The organism is Mesorhizobium sp. BR1-1-6 (genome assembly GCF_020165355.1).
Taxonomy (GTDB): domain Bacteria; phylum Pseudomonadota; class Alphaproteobacteria; order Rhizobiales; family Rhizobiaceae; genus Mesorhizobium.
The window spans coordinates 295,654-311,288 of record NZ_JAIUHZ010000003.1; the positions used below are offsets into that span (position 1 = coordinate 295,654).

Below are 15,635 nucleotides of genomic sequence, written 5' to 3' on the forward strand. Positions count from 1 at the left end.
GAGCGGACACAATTCCCTCAGCTATTCCGTCACACAGCTCGCGGTGGACAATTCCGGACTTTGGCCGCACCTTCGCTCGCAAGAATCGCATTGCTGCGACATTAGAATGGACGAGGCTGGATGGGCAAAGCCCGTAATTTGATGGTGTCCACCGACGCAATCGACGCCGATGACCTGCCGGACATTGTCGACGTCGTCATGGAGATGGGGCGGTCGGATGAAGGCCCCTCCCCTCCCCCGTCGGTCCTTGACCCGCGACAGACATCGTTGCCTACGCATCTCGAAAAGCTCGCCGACCGTGCGCGCGATTATGTCGAGGCAGCAAGTTCGGCGAACACCCGTCGCGCCTACGCAGCCGACTGGAAGCATTTTTGCGCCTGGTGCCGGCGCCAGTCTTTTGATCCATCGCGGCCGGACCCGCAGACCGTCGGCCTCTATATCACCGCGCAGGCTTCGGGCACTGGAAGGGACAAAAAGGCGGTAGCGACGATCGAGCGCCGCCTGTCATCCCTGACCTGGAACTACACGCAGCGCGGCCAGCCGCTGGACCGCAAGGATCGGCACATCGCCACCGTGATGGCCGGCATCCGCAACAAGCACGCCGCCCCGCCCCGGCAGAAGGAGGCGATCCTTCCCGAGGATCTGACCGCTATGCTAGAAACACTCGACCGCGGAACCTTGCGCGGCCTGCGCGACCGCGCCATGCTGCTCTTGGGTTTCGCCGGCGGCCTGCGGCGCTCCGAGATCGTGGCTTTGGACGTCGGCCGCGACCAGACTGAGGACGGCCGCGGCTGGATCCAGATCCTCGACAAGGGCATGCTGGTTTCGCTTCGCGGCAAGACCGGCTGGCGGGAGGTTGAAGTCGGGCGCGGGTCGTCCGATGCCACCTGCCCGGTTGTCGCGGTGCAGACCTGGCTCAAGCTCGCCCGTATCGCGCACGGTCCCCTCTTCAGGCGCGTCACCGGGCAGGGCAAGGCGGTCGGCGCCGATCGGCTCAACGATCAGGAGGTCGCGCGCCTGGTCAAGCGCACTGCGCTGGCGGCCGGCGTGCGCGGCGATCTGTCGGAAGGTGAACGAGCAAAGCTCTTTGCCGGACATTCGCTACGCGCTGGCCTCGCCTCCTCGGCCGAAGTCGATGAGCGCTATGTGCAAAAGCAGCTCGGCCATGCCTCGGCTGAAATGACTCGCCGCTATCAGCGCCGACGCGATCGCTTCCGTGTCAACCTCACAAAGGCGAGCGGACTATAGGCCGGGCTCGCCCCTCCCCTGCCCTTCGGATGCGGAAAAGTGCGTTATCTCCAGGACAGCTGGTCCTTCGGCAACCGGCCGCTTGGGTCGAATACGGCTACCTTGTGCGGCAGACCCGGACCCCAGTCCCAAAGGACCAGGTTACGATCCTCCTTCTCGGCGCTCGGCGCGAAACTTGGGACCACAATCCCGGCAATATTCCGAGGCCGCAGCCTGTCGTAGACGGACCGGGACGCCGGGCGCTCTCCGTCGCTAAGCGCCGTCGCCCAGGCGCAGGCCATGTCCTCGAGCGCGATAGAAAATTCTCCCCTCGCCTCGTCCGTTGTCAAATCCACGATGTCATCGCAGTCGATCTCATAGGAACACAGCACGCAAGGATCGATCCGGTGCGCGAACCCCTGGTTGGCTTCCTTGACCGCTGTCATGATGGTCAGCGCCAAATAGAGCGCCGGCACGCCTTTGGGATTAAATCGCGCACCTCTGATCGCCGCCCCTTCGCCGGAAGTCGGCTTGAATGCCCAACGTGGATCGTGTGCCCGGTAGCAGGTTCCAACGAACCTCAAGCGAAACCACCGACGGCCATGTGATCGAGATAATCACGGACCGCTGCGGCCTTGCCATCCTTCACCAGCGCCTCAGCGGTGCGTCCGCCAAATGCTGGAAGCGGCTGAGCCCGATACCAAGCCATCGCCTGCTCCTTGCCACCCGCCCAATCCGTCACGCGACTGATGATCTCGAGCATTTCCCGCAGACGCCCCTGTGTCTTTACCGCAGCGCTGCGCTCTGAGCGATAAAGGGTCTCGCGCGCAAGACCGGCGGTCTGGGCCAACTGGCCCTTGGACATGCCAAAACCGTCCGCGACCTGCTCGATCGCAATCTTCCCGTTCCGGTCCATATAGGACAAGATGAGAGGTCCATTCTTCTCGAGGATCTTGAATGCAGGGGCCACAGAATTCGTCCTACCATATTGAGAGTCATATTTCTTGTGCAAAATATATGGCAGTTCTCGGCAGCTTTCAAGCCCGGGCTGCTGCCACCGCCCGAGTACGGACGCGGATCGAGCCGACCGTGCGCGCGAGCATGTCGAGGTAGCGAGTTCGGCAAACACCCGTCCCGCCTATGCCGCCGGCTGGAGCATTTTTGAGCCCGGTGGCTTCAGGATTGTAACGCCCCTCCCCTGCCCTGATCAGGAGCCAAACAGCCGCGGCCCAGTAAAAAACGGCATAAGCTGGGTTGATCAGAATGTTGCCCGGTCGTGCGATGACATGCAGGGGGCAAGGTCTCACACGACAAAGTCGGCTAAGCATCTACAGGCAGAGCGGTCGTTTGGTCGAGCGCCCGCACAAATTGTGGTGCTCATCATCATCCGGTCATTCTTGCTGTTGCCCCATTGGCCTTCAGGGCTGCCATGAGCATCGGTCCGACCGAAAACTCTCCCGCCCTCGCCTTGTCGGTCAGCACACGCAGGTAGCCGCCGGCCGAATTGATGTGCTGCGCCCTTTGCAGGATGCACGCAATCACGATCGCGGCAACCTCCTGGCCCATCACATGGCAGGCCTCCTCATAAGCTGAGGGCGAAACGCCAAGGTATCCCCGCACCTGGGCGGCAGTCATCATCAAATCGCGCCAGTTTCCGATCCCGTTAACCGCATAGTCCGCAATTTCGGGACAAGCGCGCAGCACCAGTCCAATTGGGTAGCCTTTCGGCTTCTCAGCCGGAGGAGATGCTGGCTCGGCCGCCGCCCTGCTTTTTTCGAAAGCTGGTTCAAATACAAAAGTAGAGTCTGTGTTTGAATCAGATTGCTGCCGCTCATTATGGGATTCATTGGCGCTAGGATTCGTGGAATTCATAAAGCTTTCCAACATCCTATCCACTTCATCGTGGAGCTCGGCGAGATCTGCAACGATGCTCTCCAGATCGGACAGGCCGGCCCTGCGCGGTATTGCCTCCACGATAGCCCTAAACCGTCTCCAGACCGCCCCCCAATCGCCCGCGGCGCCCTCCTCGATCGCGGCCTCGACAAGCTTTTGAATATCGCGTCGATGGAGCGTGATCCGTTCGCGCATCAACTTGAGCGCCAGAGCGTCGGACCGGACCTGCTCCGCCGCTCGCTGGAATTCCGCTGCCCGTGTCAGCAGCGGCGCCAGCGAGAACCCAAATGCCTCCGCAATATTCCCGCCATGCCCCTTGCGAGCAAACCTTTTGCCGTTCGGACTGTCGCGGCGGACAATCAGCCCGCAACTCACCAGCTCGGCCAGATTCCTCCGAAGCGTGGACTCGGCCATGCCGTGCGCGCGCAGCGACAACTGTGCGTTCGACGGAAAAACCATCAAGCCGTTTTCTTCACTGACCTGGTCATCCGGGTAGAAGGACAACAGCCCGTTCAGCACTGCCAGGGCGCGGTCACCCACGCCGATGATGGACTTACCTTCACATAGCCAACGGTAGACTTGCCATTTTTCGACAGCAGATCCTTGCGGGATCTCCCGTGATGCCGCATTCGCCTGCACCAGCGCAAGCGTCATCGGCCGCCGCCCAAAGGGCGTCGTCGCGTACCCACTCTCCATTTCCCTCACCTTTCAATCAGGCAAAAGAAATCTGCTCGCCGAAACGGCGCCACGACTCTTGACAGTGATTCGGGGAAATGCGATTCTCAGCTTGCTACAGACGTGAGAAGGGCTTCCGCGACGGTGACGTTCGGGGGCCTTTTTCTTTTGCGGTCTTAGTCTCCTGTTTTCTTCGCCATTTCCGACTCCCGAAATGCCTCGAAAAGCTCATCGAGTTTGCCGGCAATGAATGTACCGAAGGGCAATGCTTCCTTGGACTTAAAGGCAAGCGTAAACACTTTTCCCGTGTCGGTGATCTTGGCCTGAACGGATTTGTCCTGGGGCATCCACGCCCGCTCCTTGGGCTTCGCTGCTGCGCGTGGGCGCTTTTCTAAGGCGCTCACAAGGTCGAACAGACGGGCAAAACGGGCCTCACTGCCTTGCTGCGCGAAATCGGCGCGGCTCACGCACTCCATGGCCTTCGCCGCCGCACCAGGATGTTCCATAAGCTTGGCAAGCTGCCACCAGCGGTCTCGGCCAACGCCTTTGGCAGCCCCTACCGCCAAAATGACCTGTTCTGGAATGGTGCTGGTCACGGAGCGCATCTTCGAGAAGGTCGTATCGTCGAGCGCGAGGGCCGACTTCACCGTATCAGGCGAATGGCCCCGCTTGAGGATGCGGTCGGCAAAAAGCGTCCGTTCGATGAAGGACAGATCAGCTCTGGCGGCGTTCTCCTGGCCTTGGGCGATGACATGGTCCCTATCGTCCATCTTCTTGACGACGGCGCGCACAGGCCGTTCCAGCTGCCGGGCAACCCTGACGCGCCTGTGGCCAAAGACAGTTTGAAAACGTCCCGAAATGTCAGGGTGGGGCCTGACCAGCACAGGAGAATCCTGGCCACGTTCCCGAATTGCAACCAGCAGCTCCTGAAACGCTTCATCGTCATCGTCGATACGGTCCGACACGAATGAGGTGTCGACCAAATCCGGATCGAGATCGACGACTGAGCCCTTCGAGAGCTCCTGGAACGACTGTATGATCGACCGTGATGCACCACGAACGGCGTAGCTCGAGACGTCCTGGGCATCGGCGACTGCCGATGCGGGACCCATGACACTTCCGAAAATGTCCTTGCGTGCCATTCAATCGCTCCGATTCGCGGCTAATGGACTGAATTCACGGCAAAAATTGCCACTATTTACTGCCGTAAACCGCGTCGTCATGTCCGTCCCCAGGCGCGGTGAATAAGTGTCGTGATCTCCGAATTCACCGCGTCGAGCGATTCAATCGCCCGGTCATAGGTTGAGCGGGTAAAAGACGACTTCTCCACCTCATAGAGCGTCTGTTTCGTCAGGCCCGCATCCGAGATCGCTGTCGATTTGAGCATGGGATTTTCGAGGATCTGGCCAGCAAGCATGGACTGCATGAAGCCGACCATCTGGGCTTGCGGAATGTCTGTCGGTTCGTACCGCGTGATCAGATAGCGGAACCAATCGAGTTCGATCGCCGCGCCAGCGGCTTTGATGGTCTTCAAGATGCCGCCGAGCATCAAAAGGAACTGGCTCATCGACATCAGGTCGAGCATTTGGGGATGAACGGTGATCAGAACGGACGTCGCCGCCGACATGGCCGTTAGAGTCAGATAGCCAAGTTGCGGAGGACAGTCGACGACGACCACGTCATAGCGGTCGTCCACCTCGGACAAGGCGTTTGCAATCCTGACGAAGAACTGCCGCCCGGCAGCGGAGGATTTGTCCTGCATAGCGAGCGGCGTGTCATACTCGTACTCTTGCAGCTCGAGATTGGCCGGAATGATATCCAGGCCAGGAAAATTCGTCGGCACGATCACATCGGAGATCGGCCGGCGCTCGTCATCGTAACGGATCGCCTCATAGAGCGAGAGGTTGCGGTCGAGTTCCGGTTGAAATCCATGCAGAGCAGACAGCGAGGCTTGCGGGTCGAGATCGATCGCGAGGACCCGGTGACCTGTCAGAGCCAAGTGCTGGGCAAGGTGGGCGGCAGTCGTTGTCTTGCCGCTGCCCCCTTTGAAATTGACGACCGCAACGACCTGGAGCTTGTCGCCGGGTTTGCGGTGCGGGACATACTTCTTGACCTCGGTCCTGCCATGCTGGTCCAGAAAATGGCGAAGTTCGAGTATCTGCGCGGCCGTGTAGGAGCGGCGCCCGGAAGGCATCTGTTCCGGCAAAGGACCCTTGCGCTCAAGGTGTAGCCGCTTCAGATTGTTTTGCGACACACCGAGATAGTGGGCGACTTCTGCCATCGAAAATGAACGCAGCGTCTTGGTCGCGTTGGGTGGAAATTTCTCCATGCGCAACTGATTGAGGCGTCGCGATATCTCAGCACCCTGCTCGAGGATTTTGTCATCGAACTCGAAGCGTGGTAGCCGCATGGCGATATTCATTCTTGTCGAAACCTGAATTGGCGCTTTTTGCGAAGAAACTATTCAACAAGCGCCATTAAGCTCCGATTCGGACAGCCCGGCAAGAAGTTTTGGGTTAACAGAAGGTTAACGCCACCAGCAGGCGTCTTACTGCCGAATAGCGAGATCGTCGCCATAGCGGCTGCTTGTCGTCTGAACCCAGGACTCTGCCGCTGCGTGGCTAAATGCATGTTTTCTCTGCGACAAGGGCAAGTTTTTACCGCAGTAAAGATCGCGCCAGTCAAAGGTCGAGGGTGGCACAAGCGGACCGGTGCCTGGCAGGGCGGTTCCAACCCGCCCAGCGCTGACGGACGCCATCCGCCAAGCGCTGCTCAAACCGCACAGGGGCGCTGCAATTTTTGATCCTCATTGGCGCGCCCGATTGCGATCGATCCACGGGAATCCAGTTTTACATGTCGTAAAGGGCTCTGTCGGAAATCGAGCCACTGAGATCATTGGGCAGCTCACATTGCAGCGATCCTGGTAGGGCAGGGCGGCTGCCCTTGCGACTTCAGCGATGCCGGTCGAGTCTGCCTGCCATTGCCGACCGCAAACCCGGATGGCGACGCAGGCGCAAGGGCGCCGTGACAAGCAACTTCAAGAGGCCGCAATCGTCGATCGCGGCGCGACCGGTGTTGCGTTGAGAGAAGGAGTTGAACGGCTGCGTTGAGCAGCCTGCACTCTAGACGTGCCGATATGAATGGCTCTCGAATTGGCAGAGGATAGCGAGGTGGGGTTGCCCCGCCGGTGGAGCACTCTGCGTCTGCCTGCCGAGACTGCGCTGGATCGGTACGAGAAGCCAAGTCAGGGCTGGACCACGGATCGGGCACCGCCGCCCGCCTTGCAAACATGCCTCGGCGTTTTCGAATGCGCGCACGACCAATTGAAACGGCCCATGCCACAGCTGTACGTCAGAGGAGCCAAGTTTCTGAAGGCCTCGTGAAGTCGCACGATTAGGACAATGGGTTCGCAGGTCCGTTCTGAAGAATGGCTGCTCTTGCTGGGTCCGCGGAATTATCACCGACCTCAGATAGAGATGTTCGGAGATATTCGTTGACATCGTTTGCCCCCTGACGGAACTATCACGCATCTGAGATGCGAGATAATTCCTTGCTTCATCTGGCCGGAAAGACAATAAATCCCAAGCGTGCCCATCTGCGCTCGCAAGCAGGCGAATTGGTTCAGCTCGTTCGCGGTATCTATGTCGATGCTGCCGATGACATCGAGACCACGATCCTGAACCATGCCGTTCGGATCGCACGTTATCTCTATCCAACGGCGTATCTGTCATCGGCAAGTGCGATTCTGCTCGGACCTACGCCGGACGGGCGGCTTTTTATCAGCGGGCGACGCAACCAGCGCACCCGCCTACGCACCCTCGAGATTATTCAAAATGAGGCGCCAGCCCACCCGTCGACGATGGGCGTTGTTGTTGGAGATGACATGGGGGAGTTGCGCACCGATGCTTCGTCCCCACGACAGGGGTTTTTGGAAGCGTTCCGGCTGCGCGGCGAGCATGCGAGTGCGATACCCGGGCAGATGCGGGCACAACTTGCTGTGCGTCTCATCGGTGAGTTTGGATCGCCGCAAGCAGCCGCGGACGCGGTTTGGGCGCTCGCCCGTGAGAACAGCTGGTGTCGGGAAGGGCAGGGGGCAGAACGCTATCTTTCGGCGCGGGCCGACGCCGGCAAATCGCCGGCAACAAGTCCGCATTGGAGTTTCTCGTTGCCTGGCACGGGATCTCGCTTGGACAGCTGATCCATGACGGTTTCGAGAGGCGGTGGAAGCCTGCTCACCGAACAGGCGGCACGCTGCTCATTCGCGAGACGATCCCAGGCAACTTGCCACCGTTCATCGTGTCGCTCTTGCCGGAGGAGTGGCTCGCCCACATTGCGTCAGCGCGATGGAGCGCGACGTCCTCAGAAAGCGCTGAATGTCCAAAAAACTGAAGGACCGTGCGGAGCTTGCCGATCTTCGTCGAGACACCGCAGGGCGAGCTTCTGGCCTTCTTGAAGGCCGGCCTGTTCACCGGTTCCTATGCAGGCCGGCGAGGAGGTCTCGCTGGGTCAGTAGCGGCCGTGAAGTGCCGCCAAGAGGAGTTCAGCGTTTCGGCCGGTTGACCTCGATTTATCATGAAGGCGCCGGATCTGCTCCTAGGCTCCAGCGCGTGCTGAACGCGCGCCAGAAGCGGCTCTCAATGGCGGCAAAGTGCCAGGCGAACAGTCGATCTCAGCGTAGCGGCTGCACTCTGCCTTTTAGCGCAGTGCCTGCTCCAGATAGTCGCTGAAGGCGCGGGCTTTCTGCGAAGGGCGTCGCCCGGCGGGGAACACGACAAAGGCGGTCACCGGCTCGAGGCTGTAGTCAGGAAGGATTTCAACCAGAGCTCCCGAGACAAGCTCGTCCGCGCACATCCACCTCGATGCGATCGCAATACCGAGGCCGGCGCTCGCACAAGCGATAGCACCTGCGGCAGAGCGGGTTCGCACGCGCGGGCTGACGGGCTGAACCTCGGTAACGCCTTCGCGATGGGCGGTCCAATTCTGATCGCCCGTATCACTGGGACCGCCAATGAGATGGTGCTGACTAAGCTCGGCGAGTTTTGTCGGTGTGCCGCGTCGTGCGAGATAGGTAGACGCGGCCACGAACAAACGGCGGCTAGCGGCAAGTTTACGCGCCACGAAACTGGAGTCCGGCTGGTTGCCCAGGCGGAGCGCCATGTCTGCGCCTTCTGCGACGAGATTCTCGTAGCGGTCGGACATCATGAGATCGACCTTGAGCAAAGGATGCCGCTCCAAGAAACCATGCAGCAGCGGTACGATCTGCCGCACCCCATAAGTCGCCGGCAGAGCCACCCGCAATATCCCCGACAACTGATCCGCCCCACGCGCTGCGCTCTCCGCCTCTTCGATCCCAGCAAGTGCCTCGCGCGCCCGGGAAAGCAGCGCCTCGCCGGCATCAGTTAGCGAAAGTTCGCGGGTCGTACGCGTGAGTAGCTTGACGCCCAGCCGTTCTTCCAGCGCCGCGACCGTCCGCGAGACGGAGGGTTGCGACAATCCGAACTCTCGGGCCACTTTCGAGAAGCTGCCGGTTTCCACCGTGCGAACGAACATCGCGAGTTGCTGGAGCCGATCATTCATACGGAATACGTATACATTATATGAGATCGGCAGCGCTACTCGCCGATTTGCGCATGATTTAACTCCTGAGCAACACGCCACTCAACGGCGGTTCACAAAGCTGAAAGGAGTAAGACCATGGACAATCTCAGGGGCAAAGTAGCAATAGTGACCGGCGCATCGAAGGGCATAGGCGCGGAAATCGCCCGGCAGTTCGCCGAGGCGGGCGCGGCCGTTGTCGTCAACTACGCGTCGAACAAGAGCGATGCCGACAAGGTGGTGGGCGAGATCCTGGGCGGCCACGGCAAGGCCGTTGCGATCCAGGCGGACGTAAGCAAGAGCGCCGACGTTAAGCGGCTGTTCGCCGAAACGAAGACCGCGTTCGGAAGGCCCAGTATCCTCGTCAACAATGCGGGCGTGTACCGCTTCGCCCCTTTGGAGGAGGTGACGGAAGCAGAATTCCATCGCCAGTTCGACACCAACGTGCTGAGCATCCTCCTAACGACGCAGGAAGCCGTAAACGCCTTTGGCCCTGCCGGCGGCAGCGTAATCAATCTTAGTACGATTTCGAGCACCAATCCTGTGCCGAATTCGGTCATCTATTCCGCCTCGAAGAGCGCGGTGGATACAATCACCAAGGCGCTCGCCAACGAGCTCGTGGGCCGCAATATCCGCGTCAACGCGATCGCACCCGGCATGACCGAGACCGAGGGTCTGGCGGTGGCAGGCATCGAAGGTGAGACTGCCAGAAATATCGGAGCAACCTTGCCGATGGGCCGACTGGGACGGCCCGATGACATTGCGCGCGTCGCAATCTTCCTCGCTTCGGACCAATCCGCCTGGCTGACAGGCGAACGCATCACGGCCTCCGGCGGCCAGCGTTAGGCGGCCGGCCTTTCTTCGACGGCACTGCGGGAGCGTCTTGGAGTCGGCCTCCCTCATATCCTTCATCCAGAACTGACGGAGAGAACTCATGTCTGAGCCCGAACAATATGACGTGGTGATCCTCGGCAGCGGCCAAGGCGGCAAGCTGCTCGCATGGCACCTGGCCCGCGCGGGAAAGAAGGTTGCGGTCGTGGAACGCCGATGGATCGGCGGCTCCTGTCCAGCCGTCGCTTGCCTGCCGAGTAAGAATGAACTCTGGAGCGCGCGGGTCGCACACCTCACCCGTCACGCCGCGGAGTTCGGAACGGTCATCGGACCCGCTGTGACCGACATGGCGCAGGTCCGCCGCCGCAAGCAGGACATGATCGACCGGGAGGTCGCCTTCCATCTCAACGCCTACGAAACCAGCGGCGCGGAGCTAATCATGGGGAGCGGCCGTTTTGTGGCGCCAAAGACGCTCGAAGTGGCTTTGAACGGCGGCGGCACGCGACTGCTCGTTGGTGATAAAGTCGCAATCAATGTCGGCACGCATGCGGCCATTCCGAGCATTCCCGGCCTTGAGGCGGCACGACCGCTTACACACATCGAAGCCCTGGAGCTCGATGTCTTGCCACCGCATCTGATCGTGCTCGGCGGCGGCTATGTCGGCCTTGAGCTGGCGCAGGCCTACCGCCGTTTCGGCAGCCGCGTGACCGTAATAGAAGCCGGTCCTCAACTCGTCGGCCGCGAAGATCCTGACGTCGCCGATGAGATGCGTCGGCTTCTTGCTGGCGAAGGTATCGAGTTCCTTATAGGGGCGGAGCCTCTCAATGTGCATGGCCGCTCTGGCGAAGGCATCAGCGTGGCCGTGCGCACCTCATCAGGCGAGCCGACGTTGGAGGGCAGCCATCTCCTTGTTGCGGCGGGGCGCGTGCCGAACACTGCCGGAATTGGTCTCGAAAAACTTGGCGTCGAAATCGACGGACGCGGCTACATTCGGGTCAACGAGCGGCTGGAGACGAGCGCGCCTGATGTTCTGGCGCTAGGCGAATGCGCCGGCAGCCCGCAGTTCACGCATGTCTCCGTCGACGACTTCCGCATCGTCAGGGACAATCTGGCAGGCGGCAACCGCAGCACGCGCGATCGGCTGGTGCCCTACACGATGTTCACCGACCCGCCGCTTGCCCGTGTCGGGCTAAGCGAAGGCGAAACACAACGCCAGGGTGTCAGCGTGCGCGTCGCAAAGTTGCCGATGAGCAGCGTCTTGCGCACCGAAGCAACTGAGGAAACCCAAGGGTTCATGAAGGCTGTCGTGGGCGGGGATGATGACCGTATCCTAGGGTTCACGATGATCGGTTCCGAAGCCGGCGAGGTCTTGGCTGCCATCCAGACTGCCATGCTGGCGAAGCTGCCGTACCCGAAGCTTCGCGATGCCGTCATCACGCACCTGACGATCGCAGAGGGACTAGGAGCTCTCTTCTCCAACGTGCCGCCTAGGTCGAATCAATAGCGATGAAAACATCACAGGCAGGTCCAGTTGATATGACGGGATCTGTCTGCGTCTGACCTGCACATTAAAAATTGACGCTCGAGCGACGCAGCCAACGGTCTGCATCGGATCGGTCCCGACTATGCAACCGGGCACCTCAACGTTCTCCCCGGACTGATCTGTATTTCGAAGCTGCGGGTTCGTTCTCCGGTGCGGTCCTTGAACGGTTCTGTAATCAGAAGCAGCCCGGCCACGAGACTTTTCCTGCAAAGAAACGTCGGAGGGCCATAGCGACAACAACGCAGAGGGAAAGATCGCCTATCGTAACGGCCGAGGTACCGTTGCAAGCATCTGGATCTTGGATGTGAGGCGGTCGATATCTCTTCGACCTGATTTCGAGAAGGCTACCGCGCGGGGTTCTCTGGATCGCCAATGTGCGTATGCTATGCGTGGACTATCGAACAATAACGAATTGTTTTTCGTGAGGGAGCTGAGAGGCGCCACAGGGTGTTCCCACCGGGAGGTAACAAGGTCGAAGATGCGGCGCAATGATGATTTTCCGGAATGGATTTCCGTAACTGATGCAGCGCCGCATCCACAGATGAACGAAAAAGGTGGGCTTTCTGCCCGCAATGCCCGGGGTGCAGGAATTCCTGAGCGCGAACTTCTCGCGCAAATTAGCGCTTGCCGATATGGCCGCGGTTTGCGGGCTTTCATCCTCTCATTTTGTGCGGGCTTTCTCCAGGACAGTCGGGGCGCCGCCGCATCACTACGTTCTCAATCTGCGGCTCGACTTGGCGGAGAGACTGCTTGCCGACAAGCGCATGGCCATTGCGGAGATCGCCCATGTGAGCGGGGTTCTCTAGCCAAAGCCACTTTACGACCGTCATGAAGAAATGCCGGCATCTAACGCCGGCGCAGGCGCGGGTGGGCAAGGTTATACGCGAAGCTTAGGCTGCATGCTGGAAGGCGGCTGGGCGCGAGGAGATGGAGGACGGCGTGTCGAGCGTTAACATAAGCGTCGGGCCATTGCACGTCGCTCGATGCGTGACTGGATGCGGGCTTCCGCTGGCTGGCTGAAATTTGGTTGGCCTTTACCGCCGCAAGGCGCGCCGCAAGCTTGGCAGGGGCGCAGGAAGAACCAACCCATTGGGATCTCCAGAGCTTCAGCTTCGGCGGAGGCAAAGGGTCGACGTGGTGCGCGGCTCGACGCACCGTACAGGGCCAGCAGCGGCATGCGGCGAAGCGCAGGCCAGTCTCCCTGGTTCGATCCCGGAAGTCCATCTAGATCGATTGAGACAAGCGGAACCTAATTCCATAACCTGGTATCTACCAGCCCTGCCGACCATACCAGTCATCGACATCTCGGCGTACGCGATCCTTCTCGATGCCGTAGCGTTCCTGGATCAGGCCCTCGAGCTGATCGCGTTTGCCGCCAATGCGGTCGATATCATCATCAGTGAGCTTGCCCCACTGTTCCTTGACTTTACCTTTGACCTGCTTCCAATTTCCTTCGACGCGGTTCCAATCCATCGTGGCTTCTCCTTCGAATCACACATCGGAAGAACGGACATATCGCCCTCGAGTTCCGCTATAATCGGGAGAGGCGGGCTGGGAAGATGGTGGCGCACGTTGGTTTGATCGGCGCGATGATCATTGCGGAAGTTTCTAAGCGCTCCCATCCGTTTCGCTATCCTCATCGATTTGGCGCACCGGCAGGTAGGCGTTGGTTTCCAGCCACTCGCGCAACACAATCTGAATGAGATCTGACCGGCCGATCTTCATCTCTCCGGCGATCGAGTTCAGCGCGTCTTCTGTTGCCGGCTCCAGGGGAACGCCAGCGACGTTTCGCAGCATCAAGGCGGCGCGGCGAAGGATAACTTGAAGATCCGGCCGCGGCATGTCCGCGATGCGGTCGGCGGCACGCTCAAGCTCTTCGGCAATGGATGCGCGGGTCATGGCTCCATTTTTGCCACACCGGCGGTGGCCTGCCCAGTACAAGGGCAGGATTTAGTTCGCGTCAGGCGACTTTGGCCGTGGGTTTGGCAGGAGGTTTCTTCCGAGGGACCGGCTTCCGCCCCAGACCCGACGCCTTTGCCAAAGCGGACCGCTGTTCCGCATAGTTCGGCGCCACCATCGGGTAGTCGGCTGGCAATTTTCACTTGGCACGGTATTCATCGGCCGTCATGCCAAGGTAACGAAGGTGGCGTTTCAGCGATTTGAACTTCTTGCCGTCGTCAAGACAGATGATGAAGTCCGCAGTAACCGACTTCTTTGGATTGACCGCGGGGACCTGCATCTCAACTGCCGGCGCGGCAGGCTTGCTCAGACCAGGCAGGGAAGCGTGTAGAGACGCAATGAGGTTTGGCAGTTCGCCGGCCGGCACGGGGTTGTTGCTGACATATGCGGCGACAACACCCGCGGTTAGCTCGACAATCTCAGTGACACTATTGGTCCGCTCCGGCAATTATTGGAACTCCTATTGCTTCGGCACCTTCTACTTGGGATTTGCCTCTTCGCAATTCGCGAAAGAGCAAAACGTTCTGCGGTTGTAGATTGGCGCGATCGTATACGACCGCGCTGGCGGGTGTCCCGGTGTGTCATACTCTCAAGATGATGCAAAGCCAGGCGACCAGAAGATCGCGCCAAAGCCTCGAAATTGCGGCCTAATTCGGCTTCACGTCGCGGTGCGGGCAGTCCTGCACTTCAATCGACGTTCAGGGGCCGCATCTCGAACGCTGGCGACGCGGATGTCCGTCGCGCGCTCCACGATGCTGACGGCGGCGAACCGCCGGTCCGCATTTCGCGGCAGGAGCGGCGCAGCCCGGTTGCCGTGCTGTTTCATCATATTCGGTCATCAGCGAAAGTCGCTGACCTGACCTTGGTCGTGTGTGACGCGTATCGACATCATACCGGGTTGGCGTCCGGTCGTCACCGTCGACCCTTCGATGAGGACGCCGCCTGAATGGCGCTTGGCGCCCCAATCTTGTCAACTCCTCCACGACAAATTCGGCCATCGATGGCTCCTGAAAGCCCGCCCAGCGCGTCAGCCGTATCCCGCGGTTTTCTGGATCCAGTGCTCGGCCTCTAGTGCTGCAAATTATTCTGGAGACTTGAGGTTCCGGTAACTTGCGAATTCGAACTCACTGATCTTGCGCGTGCCGAGATCGGTGACGCGCACCCAGGGTTTGCCGGATGTTCGCCCGGGCTTCAGTGGTCGCTGGACGACCTTCACAACGGCATGAACATGGCTGTGGGCTTCCACTGAGGTGGTGCTGATCACCTTCGTGCCGTTCATCGCCTCAACTTTGAAACTTGCCATCGGCCCGATCTCTCCGAGGCGATCCTAGCCAAGTCCGAATTCGAACGGAACTGTCATGGCTGTTGCTGGTGAACAGGAATTGCTTGCTAAGGTGCTGGTGCACGAAGGCGGCTATTCGAAAGATGGGCGGCCTTGTTCGCTTAGGTGCAACTGATGGTTTGGGGGAGCGTTGCTACCCTTGGCCAGCATCGTCCTCCGCTGGCCGGCTCCCATGAAGCCCGTCACTGTTTCCGCAGTGGCGGGCTTTTTGACATCCGCTGACTGTGCGTATCGGCGCAGCAACTTTGGGGCAGTATCGGTGACAGACCGATGGCTTCGTACATCATACGACGACTCGCAGAAATAGACCCAAACCAGCTCTGCGGCGCCGGCCATCCGGAGCCGCGACAAGACCGACCCCTAGCGTTTACCCATTCGAGGCGTCCGGTCCGACAGGAACCATGCGGCGATCAGATCGTCGCCAGCAATCTGGCCGCGACCGTCATCCCCGATGCCGCGACCTTTCGGGAGGCCTCAGTGGTACGCGCCGTACCGTACTCTCTCGCCTGGAGATCAACCAGGCGCGCGACGAGGGCTAGCGACGTCTCGACTTTAGGGTTCATCATTTTC

The 15,635-nt window shown here is 60.1% G+C and carries 14 protein-coding genes and 1 pseudogene; 5 read left to right on the forward strand and 10 right to left on the reverse strand.

Features of this window, described 5'->3' with window-relative positions:
- Window positions 1-120 precede the first annotated feature (120 nt).
- Window positions 121-1,248: a site-specific integrase gene (locus LB545_RS09330; RefSeq protein WP_140560112.1), complete on the forward strand. Its 1,128-nt coding sequence runs from the start codon at window positions 121-123 to the stop codon at window positions 1,246-1,248.
- Between the two features lie 44 nt (window positions 1,249-1,292).
- Here LB545_RS09330 and LB545_RS09335 read toward each other — a convergent pair whose 3' ends face one another.
- The 5 genes from LB545_RS09335 to repA form a co-directional block, all read right to left on the reverse strand.
- A complete protein-coding gene (locus LB545_RS09335) occupies window positions 1,293-1,811 on the reverse strand; it encodes an RES family NAD+ phosphorylase (RefSeq protein WP_140560113.1) in 519 nt (172 codons plus the stop codon).
- Window positions 1,808-2,197 (reverse strand): MbcA/ParS/Xre antitoxin family protein, encoded by a 390-nt coding sequence (locus LB545_RS09340; protein ID WP_140499707.1) that lies wholly within the window; start codon window positions 2,195-2,197, stop codon window positions 1,808-1,810. The genes LB545_RS09335 and LB545_RS09340 overlap by 4 nt, the downstream gene beginning before the upstream one ends.
- Window positions 2,198-2,610: 413 nt before the next feature.
- Window positions 2,611-3,816, reverse strand: coding sequence for a plasmid replication protein RepC (gene repC / locus LB545_RS09345; RefSeq protein ID WP_140523080.1), 1,206 nt, complete (start codon window positions 3,814-3,816; stop codon window positions 2,611-2,613).
- Window positions 3,817-3,971: 155 nt separating this feature from the next.
- Window positions 3,972-4,937 carry a plasmid partitioning protein RepB gene (gene repB, locus LB545_RS09350; protein ID WP_140499711.1) on the reverse strand — a complete coding sequence of 322 codons (966 nt, stop codon included), beginning with the start codon at window positions 4,935-4,937 and terminating at the stop codon, window positions 3,972-3,974.
- Between the two features lie 77 nt (window positions 4,938-5,014).
- The gene (repA, locus tag LB545_RS09355; RefSeq protein WP_140499712.1) at window positions 5,015-6,217 is read right to left on the reverse strand and encodes a plasmid partitioning protein RepA; all 1,203 of its coding nucleotides are present in this window, start codon (window positions 6,215-6,217) and stop codon (window positions 5,015-5,017) included.
- 1,128 nt (window positions 6,218-7,345) lie between these two features.
- Here repA and LB545_RS09360 point away from each other — a divergent pair.
- Window positions 7,346-7,993: a HipA domain-containing protein gene (locus tag LB545_RS09360; protein WP_210239514.1), complete on the forward strand. Its 648-nt coding sequence runs from the start codon at window positions 7,346-7,348 to the stop codon at window positions 7,991-7,993.
- Window positions 7,994-8,490: 497 nt separating this feature from the next.
- Here LB545_RS09360 and LB545_RS09365 read toward each other — a convergent pair whose 3' ends face one another.
- Window positions 8,491-9,372, reverse strand: a complete 882-nt coding sequence (locus LB545_RS09365; protein WP_140499714.1) for a LysR family transcriptional regulator — start codon at window positions 9,370-9,372, stop codon at window positions 8,491-8,493.
- Between the two features lie 117 nt (window positions 9,373-9,489).
- Between LB545_RS09365 and LB545_RS09370 the strand changes: the two genes are divergently transcribed.
- From LB545_RS09370 to LB545_RS09380, 3 genes are all read left to right on the forward strand, one after another.
- Window positions 9,490-10,236 carry an SDR family NAD(P)-dependent oxidoreductase gene (locus LB545_RS09370; protein ID WP_140499716.1) on the forward strand — a complete coding sequence of 249 codons (747 nt, stop codon included), beginning with the start codon at window positions 9,490-9,492 and terminating at the stop codon, window positions 10,234-10,236.
- A gap of 88 nt (window positions 10,237-10,324) precedes the next feature.
- Window positions 10,325-11,725 carry a mercuric reductase gene (locus LB545_RS09375; RefSeq protein WP_140581538.1) on the forward strand — a complete coding sequence of 467 codons (1,401 nt, stop codon included), beginning with the start codon at window positions 10,325-10,327 and terminating at the stop codon, window positions 11,723-11,725.
- A gap of 593 nt (window positions 11,726-12,318) precedes the next feature.
- Entirely contained in the window at window positions 12,319-12,570 is a 252-nt protein-coding gene (locus LB545_RS09380) for a helix-turn-helix domain-containing protein (RefSeq protein ID WP_224646664.1), read from the forward strand.
- Window positions 12,571-13,033: 463 nt separating this feature from the next.
- Here LB545_RS09380 and LB545_RS09385 read toward each other — a convergent pair whose 3' ends face one another.
- The 4 genes and pseudogenes from LB545_RS09385 to LB545_RS09400 all read right to left on the reverse strand — a co-directional run bounded on the left by LB545_RS09385 (window position 13,034) and on the right by LB545_RS09400 (window position 15,026).
- Window positions 13,034-13,237 (reverse strand): CsbD family protein, encoded by a 204-nt coding sequence (locus LB545_RS09385; protein ID WP_140499719.1) that lies wholly within the window; start codon window positions 13,235-13,237, stop codon window positions 13,034-13,036.
- Window positions 13,238-13,372: 135 nt separating this feature from the next.
- Window positions 13,373-13,663 (reverse strand): hypothetical protein, encoded by a 291-nt coding sequence (locus LB545_RS09390; RefSeq protein ID WP_140499721.1) that lies wholly within the window; start codon window positions 13,661-13,663, stop codon window positions 13,373-13,375.
- Window positions 13,664-13,724: 61 nt separating this feature from the next.
- Window positions 13,725-14,171, reverse strand: a pseudogene (locus LB545_RS09395) (MucR family transcriptional regulator).
- A 633-nt stretch (window positions 14,172-14,804) separates the two neighbouring features.
- Window positions 14,805-15,026 (reverse strand): hypothetical protein, encoded by a 222-nt coding sequence (locus LB545_RS09400; RefSeq protein ID WP_140499723.1) that lies wholly within the window; start codon window positions 15,024-15,026, stop codon window positions 14,805-14,807.
- Window positions 15,027-15,635: the final 609 nt, after the last annotated feature.

Bases quoted from the DNA above. Each gene is read 5' to 3' on its own strand.
- LB545_RS09330 (WP_140560112.1), top strand. From the start codon at position 121: ATGGGCAAAGCCCGTAATTTGATGGTGTCCACCGACGCAATCGACGCC.
- repC (WP_140523080.1), bottom strand. From the start codon at position 3,816: ATGGAGAGTGGGTACGCGACGACGCCCTTTGGGCGGCGGCCGATGACG.
- repB (WP_140499711.1), bottom strand. From the start codon at position 4,937: ATGGCACGCAAGGACATTTTCGGAAGTGTCATGGGTCCCGCATCGGCA.
- repA (WP_140499712.1), bottom strand. From the start codon at position 6,217: ATGAATATCGCCATGCGGCTACCACGCTTCGAGTTCGATGACAAAATC.
- LB545_RS09365 (WP_140499714.1), bottom strand. From the start codon at position 9,372: ATGAATGATCGGCTCCAGCAACTCGCGATGTTCGTTCGCACGGTGGAA.
- LB545_RS09370 (WP_140499716.1), top strand. From the start codon at position 9,490: ATGGACAATCTCAGGGGCAAAGTAGCAATAGTGACCGGCGCATCGAAG.
- LB545_RS09375 (WP_140581538.1), top strand. From the start codon at position 10,325: ATGTCTGAGCCCGAACAATATGACGTGGTGATCCTCGGCAGCGGCCAA.
- LB545_RS09385 (WP_140499719.1), bottom strand. From the start codon at position 13,237: ATGGATTGGAACCGCGTCGAAGGAAATTGGAAGCAGGTCAAAGGTAAA.
- LB545_RS09390 (WP_140499721.1), bottom strand. From the start codon at position 13,663: ATGACCCGCGCATCCATTGCCGAAGAGCTTGAGCGTGCCGCCGACCGC.
- LB545_RS09400 (WP_140499723.1), bottom strand. From the start codon at position 15,026: ATGGCAAGTTTCAAAGTTGAGGCGATGAACGGCACGAAGGTGATCAGC.